This window comes from Acidithiobacillus marinus, assembly GCF_002847505.1.
Taxonomy (GTDB): Bacteria; Pseudomonadota; Gammaproteobacteria; order Acidithiobacillales; family Acidithiobacillaceae; genus Acidithiobacillus; species Acidithiobacillus marinus.
Window position 1 is genome coordinate 1 of the sequence record NZ_MXAV01000033.1, and the last position, 24,264, is coordinate 24,264.

Genomic DNA, 24,264 nt, shown 5'->3' on the forward strand with positions numbered 1-24,264 from the left:
AAGTACACCATAGTCGACATGGGAAAGGCGGCTGTCGTATTGGAGGTGGGTAAGAGCGCCTGGGTGAGTTCATCATTCATGCTGATGATGGGGCGGGGCAGGCCGACAAAAGGGAACCATTGATGACCGAAGCCCATGTTATATGCCCAGAGTACCCAGGCGATGAGCACCGCAGAGAAAGCATAAAAGGCCATAAAAGCAGAATTGACGGCCCACTTCTTTTTGACAATGCCCGCGTAAAGTACCACGAGCCCCGGGACACTTTGCATGCCGACGATGGTCGCGGCAGTGAGCTGCCACGCATTATCACCGGTATTCAGCCAAGCTACTGACATGAGGTATTTCCCCCTTTTAACAATATAAGAGCGGTTGTGAAACGGTTTGAAAAATTACAGGGCATCATTTCCGGTTTCGCCGGTACGGATGCGAATGGCGTCGAGCACTTCCGAAACAAAAATCTTGCCATCCCCGATTTTGCCGGTTCGGGCACCTTTTTCGATGGCGTCTATGGCCTGATCGACGACATCATCACTGACGATCGTTTCGATTTTGACTTTGGGGAGAAAATCCACGACGTACTCTGCCCCACGGTAGAGTTCAGTGTGGCCCTTCTGGCGCCCGAAGCCTTTGACTTCGGTGACCGTCAGACCTTGAATCCCGACTGCTGATAACGCCTCACGGACATCATCGAGCTTGAAGGGTTTAACAATGGCAGTAATCAATTTCATGACGTTACCTCTTGCACAGGATTGGAACATCCCGAGGGATAGCCCCCCGGGGGTTAGAACATAAAACCTGCTTCGACCATGCCGCGTACCTGGTTTTTGGCCAGCCCGTCAGGGCCTGCGAAACCGCTACCGTTGGCCATACTGGCCTTGACATAAGACAGTTCAGCCCGGGCAAAAAAGCCACCGTCCTGGTAAGTGGGGGTGGCGGTCAGTGACCAGGCATGGGATCCCGCCCCGAAGCCGGTCAGGTTGGCCGAGCCGTCCGTAGCCGTACCCGAGTTGCTGATATATTCCACCCGGCCCGCCAGGGAGATTTTGTCCGTCAGGCTATAGTTGGCGAGAATGGCGCCGCCCAGGGTGCTGGTGGTTTTGGTTCCGGCGCCCAGGGACTGGATGGCGCTGCCGGGGACGCTGGTGTATTGCAGATAGGGAGTGACGACGAGTTTGGCACTGGTATAGGTATAACCAATCACTCCTGCGGATTCATTATCCTGCAAAGGTGTTGTGGCGATGTTGGCGTTGACGAAATTGGAGTGCCCGAGATTTCCGTCGCCCTGGGCGAAGAGCGTGTTATGCTTATCAATAGCCCAGGTAAGCATACCGCTTATCCAGTTGAAGCGATTAGAGTAAAATCCGTCATTCCAGGAGATGGCCGCAGTAACAGGACCTTTGTTGTAGTTGATCTGGACCCCTTTATTGATGGCATTTTCCTGACTCCAGAGCAGCCCGCGGGCAATATTCCAGTTCTGGTAACTGAAGGTGTATTCCGCACCGATGAGCGTATAGAGTTTGCCGATCTGGATGTTAAAATGATCGTCTGGGGCGATTTCAATATAACCCATGGGTAGGGCTCCGAATGTGCCTTGGGTATAAGCACTGGTGGACGCATAATTACTCCCCAGGGTCATGACATTGTAAGCGCCCGCCTGGACTGCAAACTGGATGAGGCCGGAATTTTTGCTAATCATCACCATGCCGTTGCTGATGTCGGCGGAGGCGGATTTGCTGCCGGGAAAACTGGACGCCGGAAATTTGTTGCTCTGCCACACCCCATAGCCACTGGCTACGCCCTGTACATTGAGGGTTCCCAGAGGGCCGGCTTTAAAGGTCAGGGGGCTGGGCAGAGCCAAGGGATCTGCCTCGGCGCTATCTATACCCAGCGGTGAGGCTGCCAGCATCGCCAGGATCACGGGTTTAAATCGACTGCTTGATTTTGCTGTTCTCATTGCTGTAACGCTCCCTGTCAGTGTAGTTGCAGAAAGCGTTTAGCAAATTCAATGCCACTTAAAAAACCTTTGTATAACAGACTGTTTATTAAATTTGACGGGGAATCGGGAGGCGTGATGCACTAAAAAAGTGCGGCATGCATTATGTTGGTGCGCGCGACGTCGTTGCTCAGTCGGCTGACAGCGATTGCGGAGCCGTTAAAGTCTGGTCTTCAATATCCAGATGTACGTCATAGCCCCAGAGATGATGCAAAAACCCCAGAGTTTTTTGGGCTTCTTCCAGGTCCAGTGGCTGTTGGTCCATCTGCTTCAGGCGTAAGTGCCGGTCTCCCCAGCGATCTACGGAAACCACCTGAATATCCGGAGGGCGGCTGCTGTCGGCGATTTGTTGGGCCAGGGCTTCGCGCAGATGTTGATAACCCGTATCATCATGGATGGCGCTGACCTTGTAGCTGGCTTCATCTGCTTCATTACGCAGGGAAAACAGGTGCAGGTCGCGCATCACCTTGGGAGAAAGGTATTGCAGCACGAAGCTTTCGTCGCGAAATTCGCGCATGGCAAAATGAATTTGTTTGAGCCAGCCCGGATCTCCAGCAAAGGGAAACCAGCGCCGGTCTTCTTCCGTAGGTGCTACGCAGATCCGCTTGATATCCTGAAAAATGGCAAAGCCTAGGGCATAGGGGTTGATACCACTATACCGGCGGTCATCAAAGTCGGGCTGCATGACCACGGCAGTATGGCTGGCATAGAACTCCAGCAAGGTGCCGTCCGTCAATAACCCTTTGCCATGCAGGCTGTGCATGATGTGGTAATGCACAAAACAGGCAAAACCCTCATTCATGATTTTGGTCTGACCCTGGGGATACAGATACTGGGTGATTTTGCGCACAATGCGCAGGATTTCCCGTTTCCACCCCTCCAGATGTGGTGCGTTTTTCTCGATGAAATAGAGCAGGTTTTCTTGTGGTTCGGAAGGGAAAACGTCTATTTGCTGGGTCTTTTGGCCCAATACGGGGGGCAGGGTTCGCCAGATTTCCAGGACCTGTTGTTCCAGGTAACGTTCCCGTTCCTGCCAGCGCTGTTCTTCTTCCCGCGCCGAAAGCTGGCGGGGGCGGCGGGCCCGATCAATACCATTGCGACTGATGGCATGGGCGGCATCCAGTACGTCGGTCACGGCATCCATCCCGAAACGTTCTTCACATTGGGCAATATAACGCTGGGCAAAAGCCAGGTAGTCAATGATGCCTTCGGCATCGGTCCACTGCCGGAAAAACGCATTGTTTTTGAAAAAGGCATTATGGCCAAAAGCCGCATGGGCAATGACCAGGGTCTGCATGGTCATGGTATTTTCTTCCATGAGATAACTGATGCAGGGATCGCTGTTGATGACCAACTCATAAGCGAGGCCCATTTCGCCGCGTCGGTACTGGCCGGATTCGATGGCCCGCTGTTTGCCAAATGACCAGTGCGCATAATATACCGGTAGACCGATGGAGGCGTAGGCATCGAGCATTTGCTCGGCGCTGATGACCTCCAGTTGGTTCGGATAGGTGTCGAGCTGCAGTTCCTCCTCGGCAATAGCTGCGATAGCCCGGGTGACCGCATCCAGCCGGGGAAAGGTCCAATCGTTGTCGGTAAACAGGTAGTCAGCCATGTTGGGGGAGCTCCTCACGGGAAAACAGGGCGCGGAAGAGGGGATAAATATCTTCCCGGGCACTGGCTCTGGCGGTAATCAGCTCGGGATGATTTTCGGCAATACCTTCATATAATTGCAGCAGGTCGCTCTCATTTTCACGATTGACTTCCAGATAAAAAAGATTCCGCAAGCGGGGTAAAAGCTGGTCGAGATGATCGGCCACCACCGCGTTGTCGGCAAAATAATTATCACCATCGGAAACCTGGGCCACATACACATTCCAGCGCTCCGCCGGAAAGCGTTGCTTGATGATGTTTTCGGTCAGCTGGATGGCCGGGGAAACCAGGGTGCCGCCGCCTTCCCGGGCCCCGAAAAAAGCCTGTTCCGTACACTCGGTGGCGGTGCTGTGATGCTTGATAAAGATAATATTCACGGCTTGGTAATGGCGGTGCAGAAATAAATAAAGCAGCAGAAAGAATCGTTTGGCCAGATCTTTTTCCTTTTCCCCCATGCTGCCCGAAACATCCATGACGCAGAACATGACCGCATTGGTGATGGGGTGAGGCTGCTGATCAATATGGGCAAAGCGCAGGTCGGCTTCGTCAATAAAAGGTATCGCCTTGATTTTGCGGGTGAGTATGGCGATCTGCGCGTCCAGGTCGCGCAGCCGTTCCTGCTCCAGGGAAATATCCTGTTTGCGGGCCATGCGCGCGCTGATTTCCTGCTGCAATATGCTGCGGGCCTCTTCCAGTTCCTGGAGTTCGCGGCGCTTGCCAGCGCGCAGCGCCAGGCGCCGCGCCCGGGCGGCGCGCATGGTCCGGCCAACGTGCATGCGCGAAGGACTACCGTCCTTGATGAATCCGGCCCGTCGCCATTGCTCCGCCTGAACATCTCCCTGGGAGGTTTTGCGCAAATTGGGCAGGGCCAGACCATCAAAAAGCAGGTCGAGAAACTCGTCAGCGGAGAGGACGATGGCGACTTCGTCTTCGCCGAGGCCATCGGGGGAGCCTTCCCGACCCTGCCCTGAAGCGCCACCTTCGGGTTTGGGGATTTCGTCGCCGCGCTGGTATTCCTTGTTGCCCGGCAAGACCCTTTCCCAGGAGGAATCGCTGAGATCCCGGCGGAAACTGGGCTCGTGCAGGTCGCGGGTGGGTATGGAAATGGGTTGATCGGCATTGGCCAGATCTTCAATGGAACCGGATCGGGCTATTTTTTCCACGGCTTTTTTCAGGCGGGCACGGACCCGTCTTTGCAGGCGCTCCTGATTGCTGGTAGAGCGAGTGCCAGAACTGCGCCGGTCGATAATCGTACTCATGGCAGACTCCTTGGGGAACCCCCCACTTTTTTGTCCTTGTCGCTTATGATGCACAAACAGGGAGAAAAGTTGCGGGGCAGCACCGCTACGGGTTGAGCAGAACAGGCTCCGAGTATATTTCCAGTCTACGCGGGTAATGCGTTCTGGAAAACAGGTGCAGCACAAAAGCTGCTACGTACAAGTAAAGCGTGTTCTGGTCAGCCTTGACGACCCCTGTGACAGGCCCGGCAACGGCCCGCCACAGGTTCTGATGAACAGTTATTCGTAAACCTGCTCACCATGCTGGGTAATATCCAGCCCTTCCCTTTCCTGCTCTTCTTTCACTCGCAAGCCGAGGGTCCAGTCGATGGCTTTCAGGATAATGAAGCTGACGATGGCATCATAAACAATGGTCACGCCCACGCCGGTAGCCTGAATCAGCAACTGTCCGGTATTACCTTCCAGCACCCCCGCCGTACCGCCAATGGCCTTTACCGCAAAAACTCCCGTCAGTAGCGCCCCGACAATCCCGCCCATGGCATGTACGCCGAAGGCGTCCAGAGAATCATCATAGCCCATCCAGTTTTTCAGATAGACAGAAGCCCAGAAGCAGATGACACCAGCGGCAATGCCGATCCACAGGGCACCCATAGGGCCGACAAAACCCGAAGCCGGGGTAATGGCCACTAGTCCGGCAACGGCTCCGGAAGTCATACCCAGTACGGTGGGTTTACCCCGCGCTGCCCATTCCGCAAACATCCAGGCCAGAGCAGCCACGGCCGTCGCAATCTGGGTGACGGCCAGCGCCATGCCGGCCCGATCACTGGCGGCCACTGCCGATCCGGCATTGAAGCCGAACCAGCCGACCCAGAGTAATGAAGCGCCGATGAGGGTGTACATCAAATTGTTGGGGTGCATGGCATCGTGTTTGTAGCCGACCCGCTTGCCCATGACCAAAGCCGCCACCAGGCCCGCTACCCCGGCGTTGATGTGGACTACAGTGCCACCGGCATAGTCCAGTACGCCATCAGCACCCAGCCAGCCGCCCGGTCCCCAGACCATGTGGGCAATGGGCGCATAGACCAGCAAGGACCACAGCCCGCTAAACCAGAGCAGGGCGGAAAATTTCATGCGCTCGGCGAAAGCCCCGACAATCAGTGCGGGGGTGATGATCGCAAAAGTCATCTGGAAGGTCATGTAGACGGATTCGGGAATGGTCGGCGCGAGGCTGCTGACTGAATCCAGCCCCAGGCCATTGAGAAATAAACGATCCAGACCACCCATGAAGGCGTTGCCCGAGGTAAAAGACAAGCTGTAGCCCACAATCATCCACAACACAGAAATCAGCGCCGTCACCGCAAAACTCTGGGCGGCGGTGGCCAAAACATTTTTTTTGCGCACCATCCCTGCATAAAACAGCGCCAGACCGGGCACGGTCATCAGCAGTACCAGGGCGGTGGATGTCAGCATCCAGGCGGTATCGCCACTATTGAAACTGGGGGTGCTGGTACCTGCTTCGGCCAATGGGATACCCATCAGGGTCCCGAAAAATACCAGGCCGAAAACTCCCAGTTTTGAAAAACCATAAAATCGGTGTCGCCTTGCTCCCTTCTTCATCACTGTCGCTCCTTGTTTCCAACGTTTATGAGGCTGAATGCCCCGTGCGTACTTTGCAGGCTAGCTTAGCAAAAACCGTGCAAGCATCCGGAACCCTGCAGGATAAGGGATTCCAGTCAGGAGCAAGGGCTGGAATTTTCCGCCACGCACTATTTTGGTGCAGCGGGTAGAATGCTCTGAATGAAAAAATCGGCCTTGCCCAGAAAAATGCCCGCAGATGCGGGCAGTCGTCAGAAAAAACCAGGGGGGTGGGGGCATTGTTCAGTGATGCTTGCGATACCGCATATACCAGTCCACCAGCAGGCGCACCTGTTTTTCCGTGTAGCCTTTGCGGGTCATGCGCGCCACAAAATCCTGATGCTTGCGTTCATCATCGGAAGAGCTTTTTTTGCCGAAGGAAATCACCGGCAGGAGATCTTCGGTGTTGGCGAACATTTTTTTCTCGATGACGGCGCGCAATTTTTCATAGCTCGTCCAGGAGGGGCTGATACCGTCATTGGAGGCTTTCACCCGCAACACAAAATTGACGACTTCATTGCGAAAGTCCTTGGGATTGGCAATGCCTGCCGGCTTTTCGATTTTTTCCAGTTCCTCATTCAGTAGGCTGCGGTCCATCAACTGGCCGGTATCCGGATCCCGGAATTCCGTATCCTGCAACCAGAAATCGGCATACTGAATGTAGCGATCAAAGAGGTTCTGGCCGTAATCGCCATAACTTTCGAGGTAGGCCTTTTGAATTTCCAGACCCAGGAATTCGGCATAACGGGGTGCCAGTTCGGTTTTCAGAAAGGCCAGGTAATGGGATTCGGTTTCTGCCGGGAACTGCTCGGCACGAATCTGGGTTTCGAGCACATGCAGCAGATGCACGGGATTGGCGGCTACTTCATCACTGTCAAAATTGAAGGTACGCGACATGATTTTGTAGGCAAAACGGGTGGAAATCCCATCCATGCCTTCATCCACACCGGCAGCATCCCGGTATTCCTGCAGACTTTTGGCCTTGGGGTCCTTGTCTTTCAGGGATTTGCCGTCATAAATTTCCATTTTCGACCAGAGACTGCTGTTGCCGGGCTCCTTGAGGCGGCTGAGTACCGAAAAACGCGCCAGCATGTCCAGGGTGTCGGGGGCGCAAGGCGCGGCGCTCAGGGCGCTGCTCTCCAGCAGTTTGTGGTAAATGCGGGTTTCTTCGCTGACGCGCAGGCAGTAGGGCACCTTGACGATATAAACGCGGTCAAGAAAGGCTTCATTGCGCTTGTTGTTGCGAAATGCCGCCCATTCCGATTCGTTGCTGTGGGCGAGAATAATGCCCTGGAAAGGCATGGCACCAAAGCCCTCGGTACCGTTGTAAGTGCCTTCCTGGGTGGCGGTCAGCAGGGGATGCAGCATTTTGATGGGCGCCTTGAACATTTCCACAAATTCCAGCACCCCCTGGGTGGCGACGTTCAGTCCACCGGCATAGGAATAGGCATCGGGATCATCCTGGGAAAAGTCTTCCAGTTTGCGAATATCGACTTTACCCACCAAGCTGGAGATGTCCTGGTTATTCTCATCGCCGGGCTCTACCTTGGTGATGCCGATTTGGTGCAGTTGTGAGGGCATCAGACGCTGCACCGTGAATTTGCGGATATCGCCGCCGAATTCACGCAGCCGTTTGGCCGCCCAGGGAGACATGACGCCGCTGAGGGCGCGGCGGGAAATGCCGTAACGATCTTCCAGTACCGGGCCGTCTTCGTCACGATCAAACAGACCGAGGGGTGACTCGTAGAGGGGGGATACCTTGCCGTTGGCGGCCAGGCAATAGATGGGATAGTGCTCCATCAGGGTTTTCAGCCGTTCGGCCAGAGAGGACTTGGCGGCCCCCACCGGACCCAACAGGTAGAGGATCTGCTTGCGTTCTTCCAGCCCCTGGGCGGCATGACGGAAGTAGGCCACCAGATTTTCGACCACATCTTCGATGCCGTAAAAATCCTTGAAGGCAGGATAAGTGAGGAGTTTACGATTCATGAATATGCGCGACAGACGGGGATCGGCCTGGGTATCGAGCACTTGCGGCTCGCCAATGGCGGCCAGCATGCGTTCTGCAGCGCTGGCGTAGGCCATGGGTTCTTTTGCGCAGAGGTTCAGATAAGCATCCAAAGAGAGGGTAACTTCCTGCTGCTGCAGGAAACGCTCCTGATAACGGTCAAATAAAGCCATTTGCCACTCCTTGCGGCGCTGCCGCGATGGTTTACAGCCAGAACTTTTGACAGACAGGTGAGATCGGGGTTCACCTGTTGCAGACACTCAAGTTAAGTAAGCATTTCCTATGCCAATCAAGGGGCGGAACCATTTTTCCGTGCGGATACGCTCTGTCTTGTCGAGGGGCACGCGCAAGGGCCTGCTGCCCGTCCATAGTGCGCTTTATGCACAATTATGGTGCATGGCGCGGGCTTGCGCCAGTCCAATTTGTGACAGAAGACCGGTCTGCAGAGTGACCTGATTCGAAAATGAATGGGTTTTTATTCGATGTTTTATCAGGATGTTACCAGAAAATGAGAACGCTTGGGTGATTGAGATATAAAAAAAGGGCGGGAGGACCGCCCTGGAAGCCACTTGAGGAGGAGTGATCAGATGACCATGATCAGTATCTATTAAGCAGGAAGCGTGCCATATTTTTGCTCTGCTGCGAGCCAGTGTGATCATGGCATAGCCCTTGCTGGACTGTTGGGGGTGTCATGAGGCAATTGGTCGGATCGTCCTCGCTACGTTTAAGCCACGAAACCGTTTGGGGGTGGATCATGAATCGCTTTGAGCATTTTCGGGAGCTGCGCAAGGATCTTTCCACATTGTTGGGTGGCGTCGTCGAGGCCTTGGCCAGCCCGACTCTTTTGCAGCAGTCTCCCGAAGAACAGCGCAAAAAACTGCGTTGCCTGATTAGCCGCCACCCATTTCTCGACTTATGTTATCTCCTGGATGCCCATGGGCGGCAGCTGGGCGATAATGTGGGTGCCTCTCGGCGGCGGGGGATAGCCCAGGATGGAGGCGATGGTGCCGATCGCAGTCATCGGCCCTATTATCGGCTTGCCCTGAACGCCTTGTCGCCAGTGCTGACCGAACCATATTTATCTTCAGCCAATGGTCACATTTGCGTCACGGCGGCGGTACCCATTCGCGATGAAAAGGGTCTGCTGTTGGGTATGCTGGTGGCAGACAGTGAGCTGGACAGAGCCTTGGCGCTTCTTGAAGAAGATGACATCCGACGTGGTTTCGAGCCCTATTTCAAGGCCATTTATACGCTTTTTTCGGGAGGCTTGTTGGCAGTGAGTGCGGCTTTGGGGTTTCACGCAATCGTGACCTTAAAGCAGGTCTGGTCAGCTATGGCGGCTCCGGGCGATTTTGCCGCGCCTTTCCAGGCGACAATCCTGTTCACTCTGGCGCTGGCCGTTTTTGATCTGTCCAAAAGCATTTTTGAAGAGGAGGTGCTGTTGCGCAAGGATATCCGCCGCCATAGCACCACGCGTCGTACTTTGACGCGATTTATAGCAGCCATCCTGATTGCCGTATCTATCGAGGGTTTGATGCTGGTATTCAAATTCGCCCTGGACAGCATATAGCCGGTACTGGAGTTGGCGTGAGGATGGTAGACATGGGATGGTGCCAGGATTCGCAAGCCAGCGAAAACCAGCTCCGCGGGGGTATCGATCAATCGAATGTGTGCCTGATGAGGATCATCTTCCATTCCACCCCTCCACCTACCAGAAATGCCCAAAGTTATTGGCTGCTTGCACCAAGCGGATACGTTCTCTACACTTTTCACGGTCCGCCAGAGAAGCCAGAAGGAGCCCCATGCGCTCGGAACCGCAAAGCCTGCCCGATGATAGCCGTGAAATCCGGGTTTTTCTATCCTCGACCTTCAAGGACATGGACGAGGAGCGCAACATCCTGATGCAGCGGGTCTTTCCCGAGCTGCGTCGGCTCTGCTCCGAGCGGGCCGTGGCCCTGACCGAGATCGACCTGCGCTGGGGGGTCACCGAGGAGGCCTCCAAAAATGGCCAGACCGTGGAAATCTGCTTGCAGGAAATCGACCACTGCCGCAAGTTCCCACCCTTTTTCATCGGTTTTCTGGGTGAGCGCTACGGCTGGGTTCCCCAGCACGGTGAATTGCAGGCCTACTGGGAGAAGCACTCCGACTCCCCCTATGCCCATCGCATCCAACAGGCCCTGGAGCAAGGCATCAGCGTCACCGAACTGGAAATGCGCTACGGCATCTGGGAAGGCGGCGTGGGCGTTGAGAATGCTTGGGTCTTCCTGCGCGCCCCCGACTTGACCCAGACGCTGGCCGACGGACATCCGCACGACGATTTTTACGACGATGGCGGCGGCAAGCTCCAGGCTTTCAAAGCGCAGTTACGTAAGCAGCCCGGTCTGCTGGCCGTCGATGGCTACAGCAGCGTCGAAGCCTTTGCCGACGCCGTCCAGGCGGCCTTGCTCCAGGCCATCGACCAGCGCTATCCCAAGGCGCAGACCCCATCAATCCAGCAGATATGCGACCGGGCCCACTGCGCCTATGCGCAGAGCCGCCTGCGCGCCTATGTGCCCGACCCGCAGATCGATCAGCGGATCAAGACCAACCTCCAGGATCAGGCCAATGCCCCGGCAACGGCGCGCCGCCTGCATGTCAGCGGCGCTTCGGGGCTGGGCAAGAGCGCGCTGCTGGCGCATACGGCACAAGCCCTACGCGAGCAAGGCTACTGGGTGCATGAACATTATGTGGGCGCCGATGGCGACCGGAGCCTGGCCGGCTGGCGCGAACGCCTGCGCGGGGCCTTGCCGGGTACTACTGAAACTGAAATACAGACACAAGACACACAGCAGCAAGACCCCTGGGCAGCCCTGGACCAAGCCCTGGAAAAAGCACAGAGCCAACTCCAACAACCCATGCTCCTGCTGCTCGACGCCCTGGATCAGTTGCACGAACCTGACAAGGCTCTGGTCATACTTGCCCAGCGTATCCTGCCGCCGCAGGTTTTCCTGCTGCACAGCGCCACGCCCGACCTGGTGCTTTCGCTGCCGGAACCGCAGCGGATTGAACTACAGCCTCTGGATGCCCAACGGCGGCAGGAAGCCATTACCCGTTTCCTGACGCAGACCTACCGCAAGTCGCTGGAAGAGCGGCAAGGTCAGCGCCTGAGTCAGGCCGAGGCCTGCGGCAATCCGCTCTTTCTGCGCCTGCTTCTGGAAGAACTGCGCCTGCACGCTCGTTTCGAGACCCTGGATCAGGAGATCGAGGCCCTGTTGGCCAGCGGCACGGTGGATCGGCTTTTCGCCCAGGTGCTTGCTGCCATGGATCGGGATTTCGCGGACAGCGGACACGCCCATCTGGCCCGGGAGCTGGTCACCTACCTGACCCTTTCCTATCGGGGTCTGCACAAGAATGATCTGGCCGTGCTGCTGGGTAGCAAGACGACCCGTCTGGCCGATGCCCAACTGATTCCCCTGCTGGCGCGTCTGGAGCCCTATCTCTTGCAGGACGCCGGCCGCCTGCGCCTGCTGCATGCCGCCCTGCGCGAACCGCTGGAACAAGGCCTGAACGCCGATGAAGCGGCAACGCAGGACCTGCGTAGGCGGATGATGGTACGCCTCGACGGCGAGACCATCGACCAGCGCATCGAGCGCATCCACCAGGCTATCGAACTCGGCGACCAGACTCTGCTCCTGGGTGGAGCGGGGCTCGCCTCGCTGAAAGCAGCCGTCTCCCTGCAGAAGGAAACACCGGAGCTGCTCATCACCGCCCTGCGCCTCCTGGGCGGTGGTCAACATCAGTTGCCGGAAGCGGTCACACAACTGGCCCAAGGCTGGGCCGGGCAAACAGAAGATGCCGAGGCTGCTGACGCAGCCAACAGTCTGGCATTTCTTTTCCATAGCCAAGGGCTTTACGCCTTGGCTGAACCGCTCTACCAGCGCGCCCTCGCCATCAGCGAAAAAGTCCTCGGCCCCGAGCATCCCGACACCGCCGCCAGCCTCAACAACCTGGCCATGCTGTACGATGCCCAAGGCCGCCTGAACGAGGCCGAACCGCTCTACCAGCGCGCCCTGGCGATCTGGGAAAAAGTCCTCGGCCCCGAGTATCCCAATACCGCCACCAGCCTCAACAACCTGGCATCGCTGTACCAGGACCAAGGCCGCCTGAACGAGGCCGAACCGCTCTACCAGCGCGCCTTGGCCATCCGCGAAAGAGTCCTCGGCCCCGAGCATCCTGACACCGCCAGCAGCCTCAACAACCTGGCCTTGCTGTACAAGGCTCAGGGCCGCCTGAACGAGGCCGAACCGCTCTACCAGCGCGCCCTGGCGATCTGGGAAAAAGTCCTCGGCCCCGAGCATCCTGACACCGCCACCAGCCTCAACAACCTGGCATCGCTGTACAAAGCCCAAGGCCGCCTGAACGAGGCTGAACCGCTCTTGCAGCGCGCCCTGGCGATCTGGGAAAAAGTCCTCGGCCCCGAGCATCCCGACACCGCCGCCAGCCTCAACAGCCTGGCCGGGCTGTACCAGGACCAAGGCCGCCTGGACGAGGCTGAACCGCTCTACCAGCGCGCCCTGGCGATCTGCGAAAAAGTCTTTGGACCCGAGCATCCTGACACCGCCAGCAGCCTCAACAGCCTGGCCGGGCTGTACCAGGACCAAGGCCGCCTGGACGAGGCCGAGCCGCTCTACCAGCGCGCCCTCGCCATCCGTGAAAAAGTCTTTGGACCCGAGCATCCTGACACCGCCACCAGCCTCAACAACCTGGCATTGCTGTACCAGGACCAAGGCCGCCTGAACGAGGCTGAACCACTCTACCAGCGCGACCTCGCCATCAGCGAAAAAGTCCTCGGCCCCGAGCATCCTGACACCGCCACCAGCCTCAACAACCTGGCTGCGCTGTACAAAGCCCAAGGCCGCTTGGCCGAGGCTGAACCACTCTACCAGCGCGCCCTGGCGATCCGCGAAAAAGTCCTCGGCCCCGAGCATCCTGACACCGCCACCAGCCTCAACAACCTGGCCATGCTGTACCAGGCCCAAGGCCGCCTGAACGAGGCTGAACCGCTCTACCAGCGCGCCCTGGCGATCTGGGAAAAAGTCCTCGGCCCCGAGCATCCCAATACCGCCAGCAGCCTCAACAACCTGGCATTGCTGTACCAGGTCCAAGGCCGCCTGAACGAGGCTGAACCACTCTACCAGCGCGCCCTGGCGATCTGGGAAAAAGTCCTCGGCCCCGAGCATCCCAATACCGCCACCAGCCTCAACAACCTGGCTGCGCTGTACGATGCCCAAGGCCGCCTGAACGAGGCCGAACCTCTCTTACAGCGATCCCTGGCTATCTCGGAAAAGGCCCTCGGCCCCGAGCATCCCAATACCGCCACCAGCCTCAACAACCTGGCTGCGCTGTACGATGCCCAAGGCCGCCTGAACGAGGCTGAACCGCTCTACCAGCGCGCCCTGGCCATCAGCGAAAAAGTCCTCGGCCCCGAGCATCCTGACACCGCCACCAGCCTCAACAACCTGGCATTGCTGTATCTGTCCATGAAAAAAATCGACCAGGCCCTCCCCCTGCTGAAACGAGCGCGAGAAATTTTTGCTCTCTACCCGGAAACGGCGGCGCAAGCAGAGCAGGTACAGGCGTGGATTGAGCAAATTCGGCAGCAACAGTAGGTGTCTCTGGTGCAAAACGAGTCTTGCCAGAATGAGGAGTACACGCACCTCGGCCAACGCCGTTTCCTGAATGTCCTGGTTACCGGACACCGCATGAACCGCATGGGCGAGGCGCGGGATGGTGTTGCCAAGAAGGTGCAGGCCGCCCTGCGCGGCGTGCTGGACGTACTGAGCCAGAAAACCCTCCAACAGGGGCGCCAGTTTCGTCTCTTCAGCGGCAGCGCCGACGGAACGGACGCCATGGCTTGGGCATGGTGGCGGGATAAGGCCCAATCACAGGATGAGCATGGTGCGTATTACTGCGTCAGCCCCACACCGCCGGACTGGCTCCAGGAGCTCCAGAAGCTCCAGAAGCTGTCCAGGGAGGGGGTTAGGAGCGGCATACTGGCGGTGGATTCCATAGCCCCAGCAGAAGGTGTCCACGGGCCTTGGCATGCCATCAGCGACGATTACAAGCTGCTCATGGCCGATCTGTTGGTCGCTGTCTGGGACGGCCAGCCGCCGCGGGGTTGCGAGGGTGGCACCGTGCGCCTGATCCACGAGGCTTTGCGCCGCCGGACCCCCGTGCTCTGGATTCGCGGCGACGCTGCCCATGTGGGTGACTTGATGAGCGAGCGCCAAGATCCGATGGACACTGTTCTGCTGGACATTTCCCCGGAGCAGATTCCGGAACACTTTCAGCTCTGCACTCTGGAGGCCGTAGTGGGGTTGGTCCAGCGCCTCTGCCAGCCAGCGGAAAAGGTCAGTGGCCCGATGGTTGAGGCCGACCCTGGGCAGCGCAAGACCTGGGCCGGTTTCTGGCATACGCTCTTTTTCCGCCTGCTTTCGCCCCTGTGGCGGATCAAGCCGATCCTGAGTCCGGTACGCGCCTGGCGTGGCCCTGATGCCCTGGTCCAGGGCAGCCGCCTGGGGAAGGCGTTCTGGCAGTCCTTCGACGGGCTGGATCGCGTGGCCACCCACTATGCTAACCTGCACCGCGACGCCGTGGTCTGGAGCCATTTGCTCTCCAGCCTGGCGGTCTTTGGCGCCGTGGCGGGTGCCATCGCTTTTCTGGCCGCGCCCGATTCGATCTGGGCGAGCTTTGAATTGCTGACTCTGCTGGGGGTGGGGGCCATCGTCTGGTTTGGACAACCCAAAAAGCGCCACGCCGCCTGGCGGGATCGCTGGATGCTGGGCCGCCAGGCCGCCGAGGCCATGCGGGTCAGCGCGCTGCTCTATCCGCAGATGGCCAGTCTGCCGGCCCTGTATCGGCTCTCGGAACATGGCAAGGACATCGATCTTCAGGGTCAGGCCCGAATGCTCGCCATCCAGCGCCTGCGCGATGCCGAGCCACCCCAGGGAGAACAGGGGCAGCCCTATTTTCTGAAAACGCAGTTTTCCCCTTTGAAAAAAGCGCTGAAGGGGTTGCTGGACGACCAGATGAGTTATCACCGCAAAACCGCCCAACGTTATGAAAGTACGCACCGTCGCTTGAAGTGGCTGACCAATGCGGTGTTTTTTCTGGCCTTGGGCACGGTCATCGTGCACTTGGCCGGCGTGCTGGATCATGTCCGTTGGATAGAAGAGCAAGACTGGTTGCTCTTTCTGACTGCCTACTTCCCGGCCCTGGCCGCTGCCCTGGAATCCATCGCCATCGAGTTCGAACTGGGGCGTCTGGCCCACAACTCCGAAACCATGCAGAAAAAGCTCCAGGTGCATCGAGACCTGTTGGATAGCTGCCGCTCGGAGGCGGATTTCCTCACGCTGCGTCGCCTGGCCATCCGTACTGCGGAAACCCTCTATGCGGAACATGACGGCTGGGTCGGGCTCATGGACATCCATCAATTGGGGATTCCCGCGTGAGGAAACGGCCATGACGGAGCTGTTCTCCGACGATTTACGCCAGCTTTCCGGGGCGTTTCAGGCCCGCAAAAGGCCCCTTTCCGTGCAGGTGGAATTTGCCGAAAACGACGGCTCCCTGCAGACCCGCGAAGGCCCCGTTACCTACCGCCGAGGCGACGCCATTCTCACCGGCGTCGAAGGCGAGCGCTGGCCCGTTTCCCGCAAACGCTTCGAGGCGACCTACCAGCCCAGCGAAACCTCGGGGGTGTACAGCAAAAAGCCCGCTATCGTTTGGGCCTATGTTGCGCCCAGCCCCTTGGACGTTGCGCTTCCCGATGACCGGGGACACCTGCACGCCGCGCCGGGAGACGTGATCGTGCAATACGCCCCCGGCGACCAGGCCGTAGTGGGTGCCAGTATCTTTGCGCAGACCTACGAACGGCTGCCTGAAAATACCGGAGCTACGGGCGAGCCCCCCGCTTGATTGGGATAGCTGGTTGGGTGCGGCCGCAAATTACTGGTAGAGAGCGTCGAGATCTACGCCCAGGTCCCTGCCCAGCGCCATATCCCGCAAAACCTGCGCCCACCAGGGCAAGGGGTCCACACTCTGCCAGACAAGAGTGCCTTTTTCGACTTCCAGGAGCAGGGGCGGCTGGTAGTCGGGCTGCGCCTTCAGGTCCACGCTGGCGCGGTTGTCATGGACCCGCAGGCGCCGCGCCAGATGCGCGACCAGCGCCGTATGGGCAAAACCGATGAAGAGGTTGCGGGCAATCTGTTGCTCGGGAATCTCCAGTCGCTCAGAGTTCCTGAACCGCCCCGGGTTCAGTGGAGGGTAATTTTTGTACTTCAAGCGGCCTTGGTGGGCTGCTCCACGAGCTGCGCATAATAGTTTGCCTCAGCTTCTGCGGGAGGGATATAGCCCAGAGGACCGAAGAGACGCTGATGGTTATACCAATGCACCCATTCCAGGGTGGCGATCTCTACAGCTGACCGGTTTTTCCAGGGACCCAGATGATGAATCACCTCGGCTTTGTACAATCCATTGATGGTCTCTGCCAAGGCATTATCGTAACTGTCCCCGGTGCTGCCGACAGAAGCAGCCACACCGGCATCGGCCAGGCGCTCCGTATAACGTATGCTGAGGGTTTGATGCTGGTATTCAAATTCGCCCTAGATGCACCGCAGAACCTCTGGTTGGCGGTATTGCTGTTGGTAGCTGCCGCCATGTTGCTGGTCTCTCTGGGTTTGTATGTGTATTTGGGGGGGCAAGCAGAAGTGCTGCTATCACGGCATCGTGATCAGCGCCACGATGCCGGCTAGGGTGTGGGTTTTAGGGGCCGCGCCATGCGCAGATCCAGGGTATGGGGATAGTCGGGCTGCTCCTCATCATAAGGGGACTGCCAGGGATATTCGCCACTGCCTCTGGCCACAAAGCGGCCCTCGCTGGGTGAAGTCATGCTGCCCATGATATTGCGGACAACGGGTTCAGGCTCTGGCTGACTATGTCCCGTAATTGTAAAGCGGGACTGACGGCGGGCTTCGGCTTCCCAGGCATTGACCGGAAAAATCTCGGAATTGCGGCCACCCGGGTGCATGACATGGTAAGTACAGCCGCCAATACTACGATTGTTCCAGGTGTCGATCAGATCAAAAGTCAAAGGGGTATGTACCGGAATGGTCGGATGCAGGGCGGAAGGCGGTTGCCAGGCCCGGTAGCGCACGCCGGCCACCTGGGTATCCGCAGCGCGGGTGCCCTGCAGAGGGACGCGCCGCCCATTACAGGCAAGTACATGGCGTCCCGGAGTCATCCCGGTCACTTTGACCTGCAGACGTTCGATGGAAGAATCCACATAGCGGGCAGTGCCGCTGCCGGTGACCTCTTCGCCCAGCACATGCCAGGGTTCGATGGCGGCGCGCAATTCTATCTGAACATCGCCAATGCGCACATGACCATGTTCCGGAAAGCGAAATTCCGCAAAGGGAGCGAGCCATTCCAGTTGAAAAAGAATGCCATGGTTCTGCAGATCCGCACAGACTTCGCGGAGGTCTTCCCAGACATAATGGGGCAGCATGAAGCGATCATGCAGGTTGGTTCCCCAGCGAATCAGGGCATGGCGGTAGGGGTCTTCCCAGAAGCGTAAAATCAGACTGCGGACGAGCAATTGTTGGACCAGACTCATGCGGGCGTGGGGCGGCATTTCAAAGGCGCGCAGTTCTACCAGGCCCTGCCGTCCAGCGGATCCCGTCGGGGAGTAGAGCTTGTCGATGCAGATCTCGGCGCGATGGGTGTTGCCGGTGATGTCCACCAGCAGGTTGCGAAACAGACGATCCACCAGCCAGGGTTGGACGACCGCGCCCGGCGGCACCTGACTGAAGGCAATTTCCAGCTCATACAGGGATTCGTGACGGGCCTCATCCACGCGCGGTGACTGGCTGGTGGGGCCGATAAACATGCCGCTGAAAAAATAGGACAGCGCCGGGTGATGCTGCCAGTAAGTAATCAGACTTTGCAGTAGATCGGGGCGCCGCAGAAAAGGGCTGTCAGCGGGAGTGGCGCCACCCAGGGTCATGTGATTGCCACCACCGGTACCGGTATGGCGACCATCGAGCATGAATTTTTCGGCGGTCAGGCGGCAGGCGTGGGCCTCCTCGTAGAGGAGGGTGGTTTTCTCCACCATTTCGGACCAAGCAGACGAGGGGTGGATATTTACCTCGATCACCCCGGGGTCGGGAGTGACCAGGAGTTTTTCCAGGCGGGGATCGCTGGGCGGCGCATAACCTTCAATGACCACCGGCATGTTCAGGATACGGGCCGTGCTTTCGACAGCGTTGAGTAGGTCCAGATAGTTTTCGGTGACCTGGAGGGGCGGAAAAAAACAGTACAGGCAACCCTTGCGGACTTCCATGGTCAGCGCTGTGTGGGGGATTTCCTCCCAACTGGGGGTTTTGGGGGGCGTGCTGGTGGCGGTCTGGCTGTCAGTGCGGCGCTCGACCGGAAAATCGGGTAAGGGCGGCAAGGGGGCAAAGGGATCGGTTTCCGGCTGCCATTTTTTGTGGGGGTCCACCATCCACGGCAGGCTATCCAGAGGCAGCCGCATACCCAAAGCCGAGTCACCGGGAATCAGTACCAGGCGGCCGCTACGAAACACCCAGGTCGCCGAATACCAGCACCGGGCATTCCACTCCCAGGCCAGGGGCAGCACCCAGCCTACCGGGTGCTCAAGGCCCGCCTGGAGTTTTTCGATCAGTGCTTGCCGCTCCAGGGGGTCGTCGAGGCGATGGGTACTGAGATCAATATTGACCGGCACCCGTCCCTCCTGATGCAATACATGCCAGGCATCTTCGTAAGCCGGAATGAGCCGGGCGCTGTCCACCTGCAACTGCCGGATCAACTCGCAGGCAAACTGGTGCAGGTCTTCGTCCGTCCAGCCATAATCCTGGAGGGGGTCTGCCAGTAAATCGGGCTGATGCCAGATCGGCAATCCGTCCTTGCGCCAGTACACACCCAGCGCCCACCTCGGCAGAGGCTCACCCGGATACCATTTTCCCTCGCCGGTATGGCGCAGTGCGCCCCGGGCGAAATGCTGGCTGAGCTTTTCGGTAAGGATTTCAGCGCGTTCTCTTTTGTGGCGGCCCAGGGCCTCCAGATTCCACTGTGGGTCGTCCACGGCTTCGGTGGCGACAAAAGTAGGTTCTCCGCCCATGGTCAGGCGCACATCGGCGGCGTTGAGGCGGTCATCGACAATCCGCCCGAGGACCATGACTTCTTCCCACTGGCTTTCAGTATAGGGTTTGGTGACCCGGGGTATTTCCGGCAGGCGGGTGACCTGATTGGAAAAATGAAATTCCACTTCGCATTTTCCGGTGGCACCGCTGATGGGGGCGGCACTCTGATAATGGGGGGTGCAGGCCAGGGGAATATGTCCTTCACTGGCAAAAAGGCCGGAGGTTGGATCCATGCCAATCCAACCGGCACCCGGAATATACACTTCCACCCAGGCATGGAGATCAGTGAAATCCTGGACGGGACCGGAAGGCCCTTCCAGAGGCGTCTGATCGGCTACCAACTGAACCAGATAGCCGGAAACAAAGCGGGCCGCCAGACCCAGATGGCGTAATAACTGTACCAGCAGCCAAGCACTGTCCCGACAGGAACCGCTGGCTTTTTTCAGGGTTTCTTCCGGGGTCTGGACGCCGACTTCCATGCGCAGTGTGTATTGAATGGCCCGCTGCAACTGCTGGTTGATGCTGACCAGAAAATCGATGGTACGTGCCTTGCGCTTCATGATGTCCAGCAACAGCTTTTGCAGTAAACGCCCGGCGCGTTCTTTTTCCAGATAGGGCGTCAATTCTTTATACAGTGCGGCGTCGTAGCGGAAGGGCCAGCGCTCGGCCTGAGGTTCAATAAAAAAGTCGAAAGGATCAATCACGCTGAGATCGGCGATGACTTCGACATTGAAGTGCAAGGACCGGGCGCGTTCCGGAAATACCAGACGGGCCTGATAATTGCCGAAGGGATCCTGTTGCCAGTTGAGAAAATGCTTTTCGGGGCTGACTTCCAGGGAATAAGCGAGAATCGGGGTACGGCAATGGGGTGCCGGGCGCAGGCGCAGCACGTGAGGATGAATTTCTACTAGCTGATCGAAGTCGTACTCGGTCTGATGACGCAGAACGACATGAATGCCCATATGCAATTTCCTCGGCAGTGAAAAGGGTGTGGCGTTTAGGCCTCAGCTATCTGCAACTGAATACCATTGAGCAGACTTTCCGAAGCGCTGTCTCCTCTGGCGAAATAAATACCCTGGATGGTCCGGTGCACGACGGCCAGATCGCGCTGGGCCTGATCCAGATATTCGTGCAGGAGATCTGGACGCAGATCAGTCAATTTGAGGTTATCCAGACGCCGCCGTGCCCGGCGCACCGCCTCGGCGGGCGTGCCAGCATTGGGCAGATAGGCCAGGGCCACTTCCATCTCGCCCAGGCAATACTTCATGCTGCGCGGAAATTTGCTGTCCTTGAGCAGGTAATCTACCACCTGATTACTGCGCACCTGGACGGATATGTGGCGGCGATACATTTCAAAAGCACTCAAGGATTTGAGCACCCCGATCCACAGGCTGCTCCCGGCAGTTTTTTGCAAACCCTGATCCTGGGGTAAAATCACCGCGCTGGTGACATCGACAATGCGCGTGGTCATGTCGGCTCTTTCCATGTTGCGGCCCAGTTTGATCAACTGGTAAACATTATCCTGACTCATGCTGCTGATCAGTAATCCGACCAGCGCATGGCGGCGGGCAATCACCTCGTTGAGGAAGGCATAGCGGGCATGGCGGCTGTCGGCGCCGGAAACGGCTTGATCCCGGACATACAGAAAGAGGGTATTGAGGCGCTCCCAGAATTCTCCGGGAAGGAGGTCACGAAAAGTGCGACAGTTTTCCCGGGCCTGGTGGATGGCCGCCATGACCGAGTTCGGATTGCGCTCATCAGCAATCAGAAAGCGCATGATGCGGTTTTCTTCCGGGGTGCCATAAAGCTCGGCATAGAGTTGCGCGTCGCCGGTGACCTGCAAGAGGATATCCCAACCAAAATAAGCGCCTGGCGGCAGATCCAGCAACATCAGGGTGGTGGCATTGATCAGGCGGGCCATATCTTCGGTGCGCTCCAGATAGCGCGCCATCCAGTACAGATTTTCGGCTACTCGGGAAAGCATGGGGCCTCCTCATCGACAATCCAGGTGTCCTTGCTGCCCCCTCCCTGGGAGCTGTTGACCACCAGTGACCCCGGCTGCATCGCCACCCGGGTCAGTCCACCCGTGGTCACGTACATTTTGTCCGCTTGCAGAATAAAAGGACGCAGGTCCAGATGGCGGGCCTCCAGATGATCGTCCACCAGCGTCGGTGCGGTGGAAATATTCAGAGTGGGCTGGGCAATATAGTTGCGCGGATTGGCCCGGATCAGTTCGGCAAAACGATCGCGCTCGGCCTGACTGGCCCGGGGGCCGATCAACATGCCATAGCCCCCGGATTCATTGGCGGGTTTGACCACCAGTTCGGCCAGATGATTGAGCACATAATCCCGATCCGCATCACGCATGCACAGGTAGGTCGGCACATTGGGGATGATGGGTTCAGCGTCCAGATAATAACGGATAATTTCCGGAACAAAAGCATAAACCACCTTGTCGTCCGCGACCCCGGCACCGGGGGCGTTGGCAATAGCCACATTGCCCCGCCGCCAGGCTCGCAACAGACCGGGAATCCCCAGCGCTGAATCGGGGAAAAACACTTCCGGGTCCAGATAATCATCATCAATCCGGCGGTAAATGACGTCTACCCGTTGCAAACCGGAAATGGTGCGCAGGTACACAATATCTTCCTTGCTGACATAAAAATCAGCGCCTTCGGCCAGATAGGCCCCCATCTGCTGCGCCAGATAACTATGTTCGAAATAGGCAGAATTATAGATGCCGGGGGTCAGTACGGCGATTACCGGTTTTTCGTCCGGTCGCGGTGAAAGGGCGGCAAGGGTTTCGTAAAGGCGGTTCGGATAGTCATCCACCGGTCGGATGATGGATGACTTGAAAAGCTCCGGAAACAGCCGCTTCATGATCTGTCGATTTTCGAGCATGTAGGATACGCCTGAAGGAACGCGCAGATTATCTTCCAGGACATAAACCGTACCGTCGGCATCGCGCACCAGGTCACTCCCGCAAATGTGTGCCCATACGCCGAAGGGGGGATGCACGCCCCGGCAGGCCTCGCGGAAATTGCGTGAGCCTGTCAGTACTTCCGCCGGAAAAACACCATCAGCGACAATGCGTTGTTCATTGTAAAGATCGTCAATGAAAAGATTGAGCGCCTGCAGTCGCTGTTTGAGACCCTCTTCGATTTTGGACCATTCGGTGCTGGATAGAATTCTGGGAATGATGTCAAAAGGCCAGGCGCGATCAATGTTGCCCGCCTCGCTATATACCGTAAACGTGATGCCCATGGCGAGAATAGAGGCATCGGCGGCCTGGCGACGCGCCTGTAATTCGCTGCTGTCGAGAGTGTTCAGGTAATCAAATAATGGAGCCGCCGCCCGCCGTGGTCCAGCGTTGGCATCTACTAGTTCGTCATAAGTGATCTGCTGCTGATAATGGGTTTTAAGCCAGTCCATCTGCTTTTCTCCTCGTCGCAAGATTCTCGCCCGGAACTCTGAAGCCTGGGTGGGCAGTGGCGTATCCCGTAAGAGAGATACTTGGTCTGCCATGATCTTCGCTCGTAATGAAAGCAAAGCCTGTGCCATGCAGGCGGATAAGTAAAAATTCAGGCAGAAGGATATTTTCCAGACCTGGAAGGTGGAAAATATCTGCAAATAATAATCGCGTGATGATAAGGAATAATGAATTGTATCATATTGGTGCATGGCGCACCATCATGGTGCGCTTTTCTTGCTGCACTCAAGCTGGTGGCGCCGCTGGCGGGGTTTCCCAAGAAAATGGCGGAAGATCATCCAGAGCCCGCAATAATCCCTGGCTCCAGCGATCACCCAGAGTGCGATAAAACCGGTCTTCCTCGGTCAGGGAAAGATAGCGTCCCAACTGCAGGCTATTGGTATCATAAATCCTTAGTTCAACCGGCGGCCCAACGGTGACGTTGCTGCGCATGGTGGAATTCATGGAAACCAGCGCACAGCGCGCCGCCGCTTCCAGAGAAAGCTCCGGACTGATGACGCGATCCAGAATGGGTTTGCCGTATTTGATCTCGCCAATCTGCAAGAAAGGATGATCTGCCGATTCGTGAATGTAATTACCCTGGGGATAAATCATGTAGGTCGCCGGGATTTCCGTACCGATCTGGCCGCCGAGAATGAATGTCGCCTCGAAGTTGGTGTTGGCGGTATCGCGGCTGACCTGATTGCGCTGGATTTCGGCATTGATCAGGCCGACGTAATCAGCAGCTTCTGCCATGCTGGGAAGATTCAGTAAGTGTATGGCGGCATTTTGATCTACATCTTGCTGCAGGCGCATGACCACCCCCTGGGTAGTCGCAAGATTACCTGCGGAAAGCAGACAGAAAAAGCGGTCTCCAGGCCAGCAAAAAGTATGCATTTTCGAGTAGATGCTCACATTGTCGGTGCCTGCATTGGTGCGGGAGTCCGAACAGAAAATCAATCCTCCGTTTACATGGGCAGTGAGACAATAGGTCATGGAGTATTCCTGTCAGCGAGCAGCGTAGCCGCTTTATAGTCGCTGAATTTCCGGAGTTTTGGAAGCCTGTACGGGAAAGT

General features: G+C 57.5%; 16 protein-coding genes and 2 pseudogenes. 5 read left to right on the forward strand and 13 right to left on the reverse strand.

Annotated features, from left to right (window positions below):
- The 7 genes and pseudogenes from B1757_RS07325 to B1757_RS07355 all read right to left on the reverse strand — a co-directional run.
- A pseudogene (locus B1757_RS07325) lies at positions 1-335 on the reverse strand (ammonium transporter); the annotation flags it as partial.
- Between the two features lie 54 nt (positions 336-389).
- A complete protein-coding gene (gene glnK, locus B1757_RS07330; RefSeq protein WP_101537697.1) occupies positions 390-728 on the reverse strand; it encodes a P-II family nitrogen regulator in 339 nt (112 codons plus the stop codon).
- A gap of 53 nt (positions 729-781) precedes the next feature.
- The gene (locus B1757_RS07335; protein WP_101537698.1) at positions 782-1,954 is read right to left on the reverse strand and encodes an outer membrane beta-barrel protein; all 1,173 of its coding nucleotides are present in this window, start codon (positions 1,952-1,954) and stop codon (positions 782-784) included.
- A 169-nt stretch (positions 1,955-2,123) separates the two neighbouring features.
- Positions 2,124-3,608, reverse strand: coding sequence for a SpoVR family protein (locus B1757_RS07340; protein WP_101537699.1), 1,485 nt, complete (start codon positions 3,606-3,608; stop codon positions 2,124-2,126).
- Complete coding sequence (locus B1757_RS07345) at positions 3,601-4,905, reverse strand: YeaH/YhbH family protein (RefSeq protein WP_101537700.1); 1,305 nt, start codon at positions 4,903-4,905, stop codon at positions 3,601-3,603. Before B1757_RS07345 ends, B1757_RS07340 begins: the two co-directional genes overlap by 8 nt.
- Before the next feature lie 258 nt (positions 4,906-5,163).
- Positions 5,164-6,501 (reverse strand): ammonium transporter, encoded by a 1,338-nt coding sequence (locus B1757_RS07350; RefSeq protein ID WP_253253781.1) that lies wholly within the window; start codon positions 6,499-6,501, stop codon positions 5,164-5,166.
- Positions 6,502-6,762: 261 nt separating this feature from the next.
- Positions 6,763-8,697, reverse strand: a complete 1,935-nt coding sequence (locus tag B1757_RS07355) for a PrkA family serine protein kinase (protein WP_101537701.1) — start codon at positions 8,695-8,697, stop codon at positions 6,763-6,765.
- Between the two features lie 581 nt (positions 8,698-9,278).
- Here B1757_RS07355 and B1757_RS07360 point away from each other — a divergent pair.
- The 4 genes from B1757_RS07360 (at position 9,279) to B1757_RS07375 (ending at position 16,477) form a co-directional block, all read left to right on the forward strand.
- Positions 9,279-10,094 carry a PDC sensor domain-containing protein gene (locus B1757_RS07360; RefSeq protein ID WP_253253762.1) on the forward strand — a complete coding sequence of 272 codons (816 nt, stop codon included), beginning with the start codon at positions 9,279-9,281 and terminating at the stop codon, positions 10,092-10,094.
- Between the two features lie 232 nt (positions 10,095-10,326).
- Positions 10,327-14,172: a tetratricopeptide repeat protein gene (locus B1757_RS07365; RefSeq protein ID WP_172437642.1), complete on the forward strand. Its 3,846-nt coding sequence runs from the start codon at positions 10,327-10,329 to the stop codon at positions 14,170-14,172.
- Between the two features lie 9 nt (positions 14,173-14,181).
- Positions 14,182-16,014, forward strand: coding sequence for a hypothetical protein (locus B1757_RS07370; protein ID WP_143484238.1), 1,833 nt, complete (start codon positions 14,182-14,184; stop codon positions 16,012-16,014).
- Positions 15,962-16,477 (forward strand): PGDYG domain-containing protein, encoded by a 516-nt coding sequence (locus tag B1757_RS07375; protein WP_216360836.1) that lies wholly within the window; start codon positions 15,962-15,964, stop codon positions 16,475-16,477. Before B1757_RS07370 ends, B1757_RS07375 begins: the two co-directional genes overlap by 53 nt.
- 30 nt (positions 16,478-16,507) lie before the next feature.
- Here the strand turns inward: B1757_RS07375 and B1757_RS07380 are convergent, their stop codons facing one another.
- Positions 16,508-16,843: a hypothetical protein gene (locus tag B1757_RS07380; protein ID WP_101537705.1), complete on the reverse strand. Its 336-nt coding sequence runs from the start codon at positions 16,841-16,843 to the stop codon at positions 16,508-16,510.
- Positions 16,840-17,142, reverse strand: a pseudogene (locus B1757_RS07385) (integrase core domain-containing protein); the annotation flags it as partial. The gene B1757_RS07380 and the pseudogene B1757_RS07385, both read right to left, overlap by 4 nt.
- On the opposite strand from B1757_RS07385, the gene B1757_RS07390 reads away from it, so the two are divergent.
- On the forward strand, positions 17,143-17,313 hold the full coding sequence (locus B1757_RS07390; protein ID WP_253253763.1) for a hypothetical protein: 171 nt from the start codon (positions 17,143-17,145) through the stop codon (positions 17,311-17,313).
- Here the strand turns inward: B1757_RS07390 and B1757_RS07395 are convergent.
- From B1757_RS07395 to B1757_RS07410, 4 genes are all read right to left on the reverse strand, one after another.
- On the reverse strand, positions 17,310-20,681 hold the full coding sequence (locus tag B1757_RS07395) for a transglutaminase family protein (protein WP_101537706.1): 3,372 nt from the start codon (positions 20,679-20,681) through the stop codon (positions 17,310-17,312). The genes B1757_RS07390 and B1757_RS07395 overlap by 4 nt on opposite strands.
- A 35-nt stretch (positions 20,682-20,716) precedes the next feature.
- Complete coding sequence (locus B1757_RS07400; RefSeq protein ID WP_101537707.1) at positions 20,717-21,703, reverse strand: alpha-E domain-containing protein; 987 nt, start codon at positions 21,701-21,703, stop codon at positions 20,717-20,719.
- Positions 21,688-23,244, reverse strand: a complete 1,557-nt coding sequence (locus B1757_RS07405; protein ID WP_253253764.1) for a circularly permuted type 2 ATP-grasp protein — start codon at positions 23,242-23,244, stop codon at positions 21,688-21,690. Before B1757_RS07405 ends, B1757_RS07400 begins: the two co-directional genes overlap by 16 nt.
- A gap of 190 nt (positions 23,245-23,434) precedes the next feature.
- On the reverse strand, positions 23,435-24,184 hold the full coding sequence (locus tag B1757_RS07410) for a proteasome-type protease (RefSeq protein ID WP_101537708.1): 750 nt from the start codon (positions 24,182-24,184) through the stop codon (positions 23,435-23,437).
- Positions 24,185-24,264 lie beyond the last annotated feature (80 nt).

What these genes read in the sequence shown, in the direction of transcription:
- B1757_RS07410 (WP_101537708.1), bottom strand. Translation starts at nt 24,184, where the DNA reads ATGACCTATTGTCTCACTGCCCATGTAAACGGAGGATTGATTTTCTGT.
- B1757_RS07350 (WP_253253781.1), bottom strand. Translation starts at nt 6,501, where the DNA reads ATGAAGAAGGGAGCAAGGCGACACCGATTTTATGGTTTTTCAAAACTG.
- B1757_RS07400 (WP_101537707.1), bottom strand. Translation starts at nt 21,703, where the DNA reads ATGCTTTCCCGAGTAGCCGAAAATCTGTACTGGATGGCGCGCTATCTG.
- B1757_RS07390 (WP_253253763.1), top strand. Translation starts at nt 17,143, where the DNA reads ATGCTGGTATTCAAATTCGCCCTAGATGCACCGCAGAACCTCTGGTTG.
- B1757_RS07360 (WP_253253762.1), top strand. Translation starts at nt 9,279, where the DNA reads ATGAATCGCTTTGAGCATTTTCGGGAGCTGCGCAAGGATCTTTCCACA.
- B1757_RS07345 (WP_101537700.1), bottom strand. Translation starts at nt 4,905, where the DNA reads ATGAGTACGATTATCGACCGGCGCAGTTCTGGCACTCGCTCTACCAGC.
- B1757_RS07395 (WP_101537706.1), bottom strand. Translation starts at nt 20,681, where the DNA reads ATGGGCATTCATGTCGTTCTGCGTCATCAGACCGAGTACGACTTCGAT.
- B1757_RS07365 (WP_172437642.1), top strand. Translation starts at nt 10,327, where the DNA reads ATGCGCTCGGAACCGCAAAGCCTGCCCGATGATAGCCGTGAAATCCGG.
- B1757_RS07355 (WP_101537701.1), bottom strand. Translation starts at nt 8,697, where the DNA reads ATGGCTTTATTTGACCGTTATCAGGAGCGTTTCCTGCAGCAGCAGGAA.
- glnK (WP_101537697.1), bottom strand. Translation starts at nt 728, where the DNA reads ATGAAATTGATTACTGCCATTGTTAAACCCTTCAAGCTCGATGATGTC.
- B1757_RS07335 (WP_101537698.1), bottom strand. Translation starts at nt 1,954, where the DNA reads ATGAGAACAGCAAAATCAAGCAGTCGATTTAAACCCGTGATCCTGGCG.
- B1757_RS07405 (WP_253253764.1), bottom strand. Translation starts at nt 23,244, where the DNA reads ATGGCAGACCAAGTATCTCTCTTACGGGATACGCCACTGCCCACCCAG.
- B1757_RS07375 (WP_216360836.1), top strand. Translation starts at nt 15,962, where the DNA reads ATGACGGCTGGGTCGGGCTCATGGACATCCATCAATTGGGGATTCCCG.
- B1757_RS07340 (WP_101537699.1), bottom strand. Translation starts at nt 3,608, where the DNA reads ATGGCTGACTACCTGTTTACCGACAACGATTGGACCTTTCCCCGGCTG.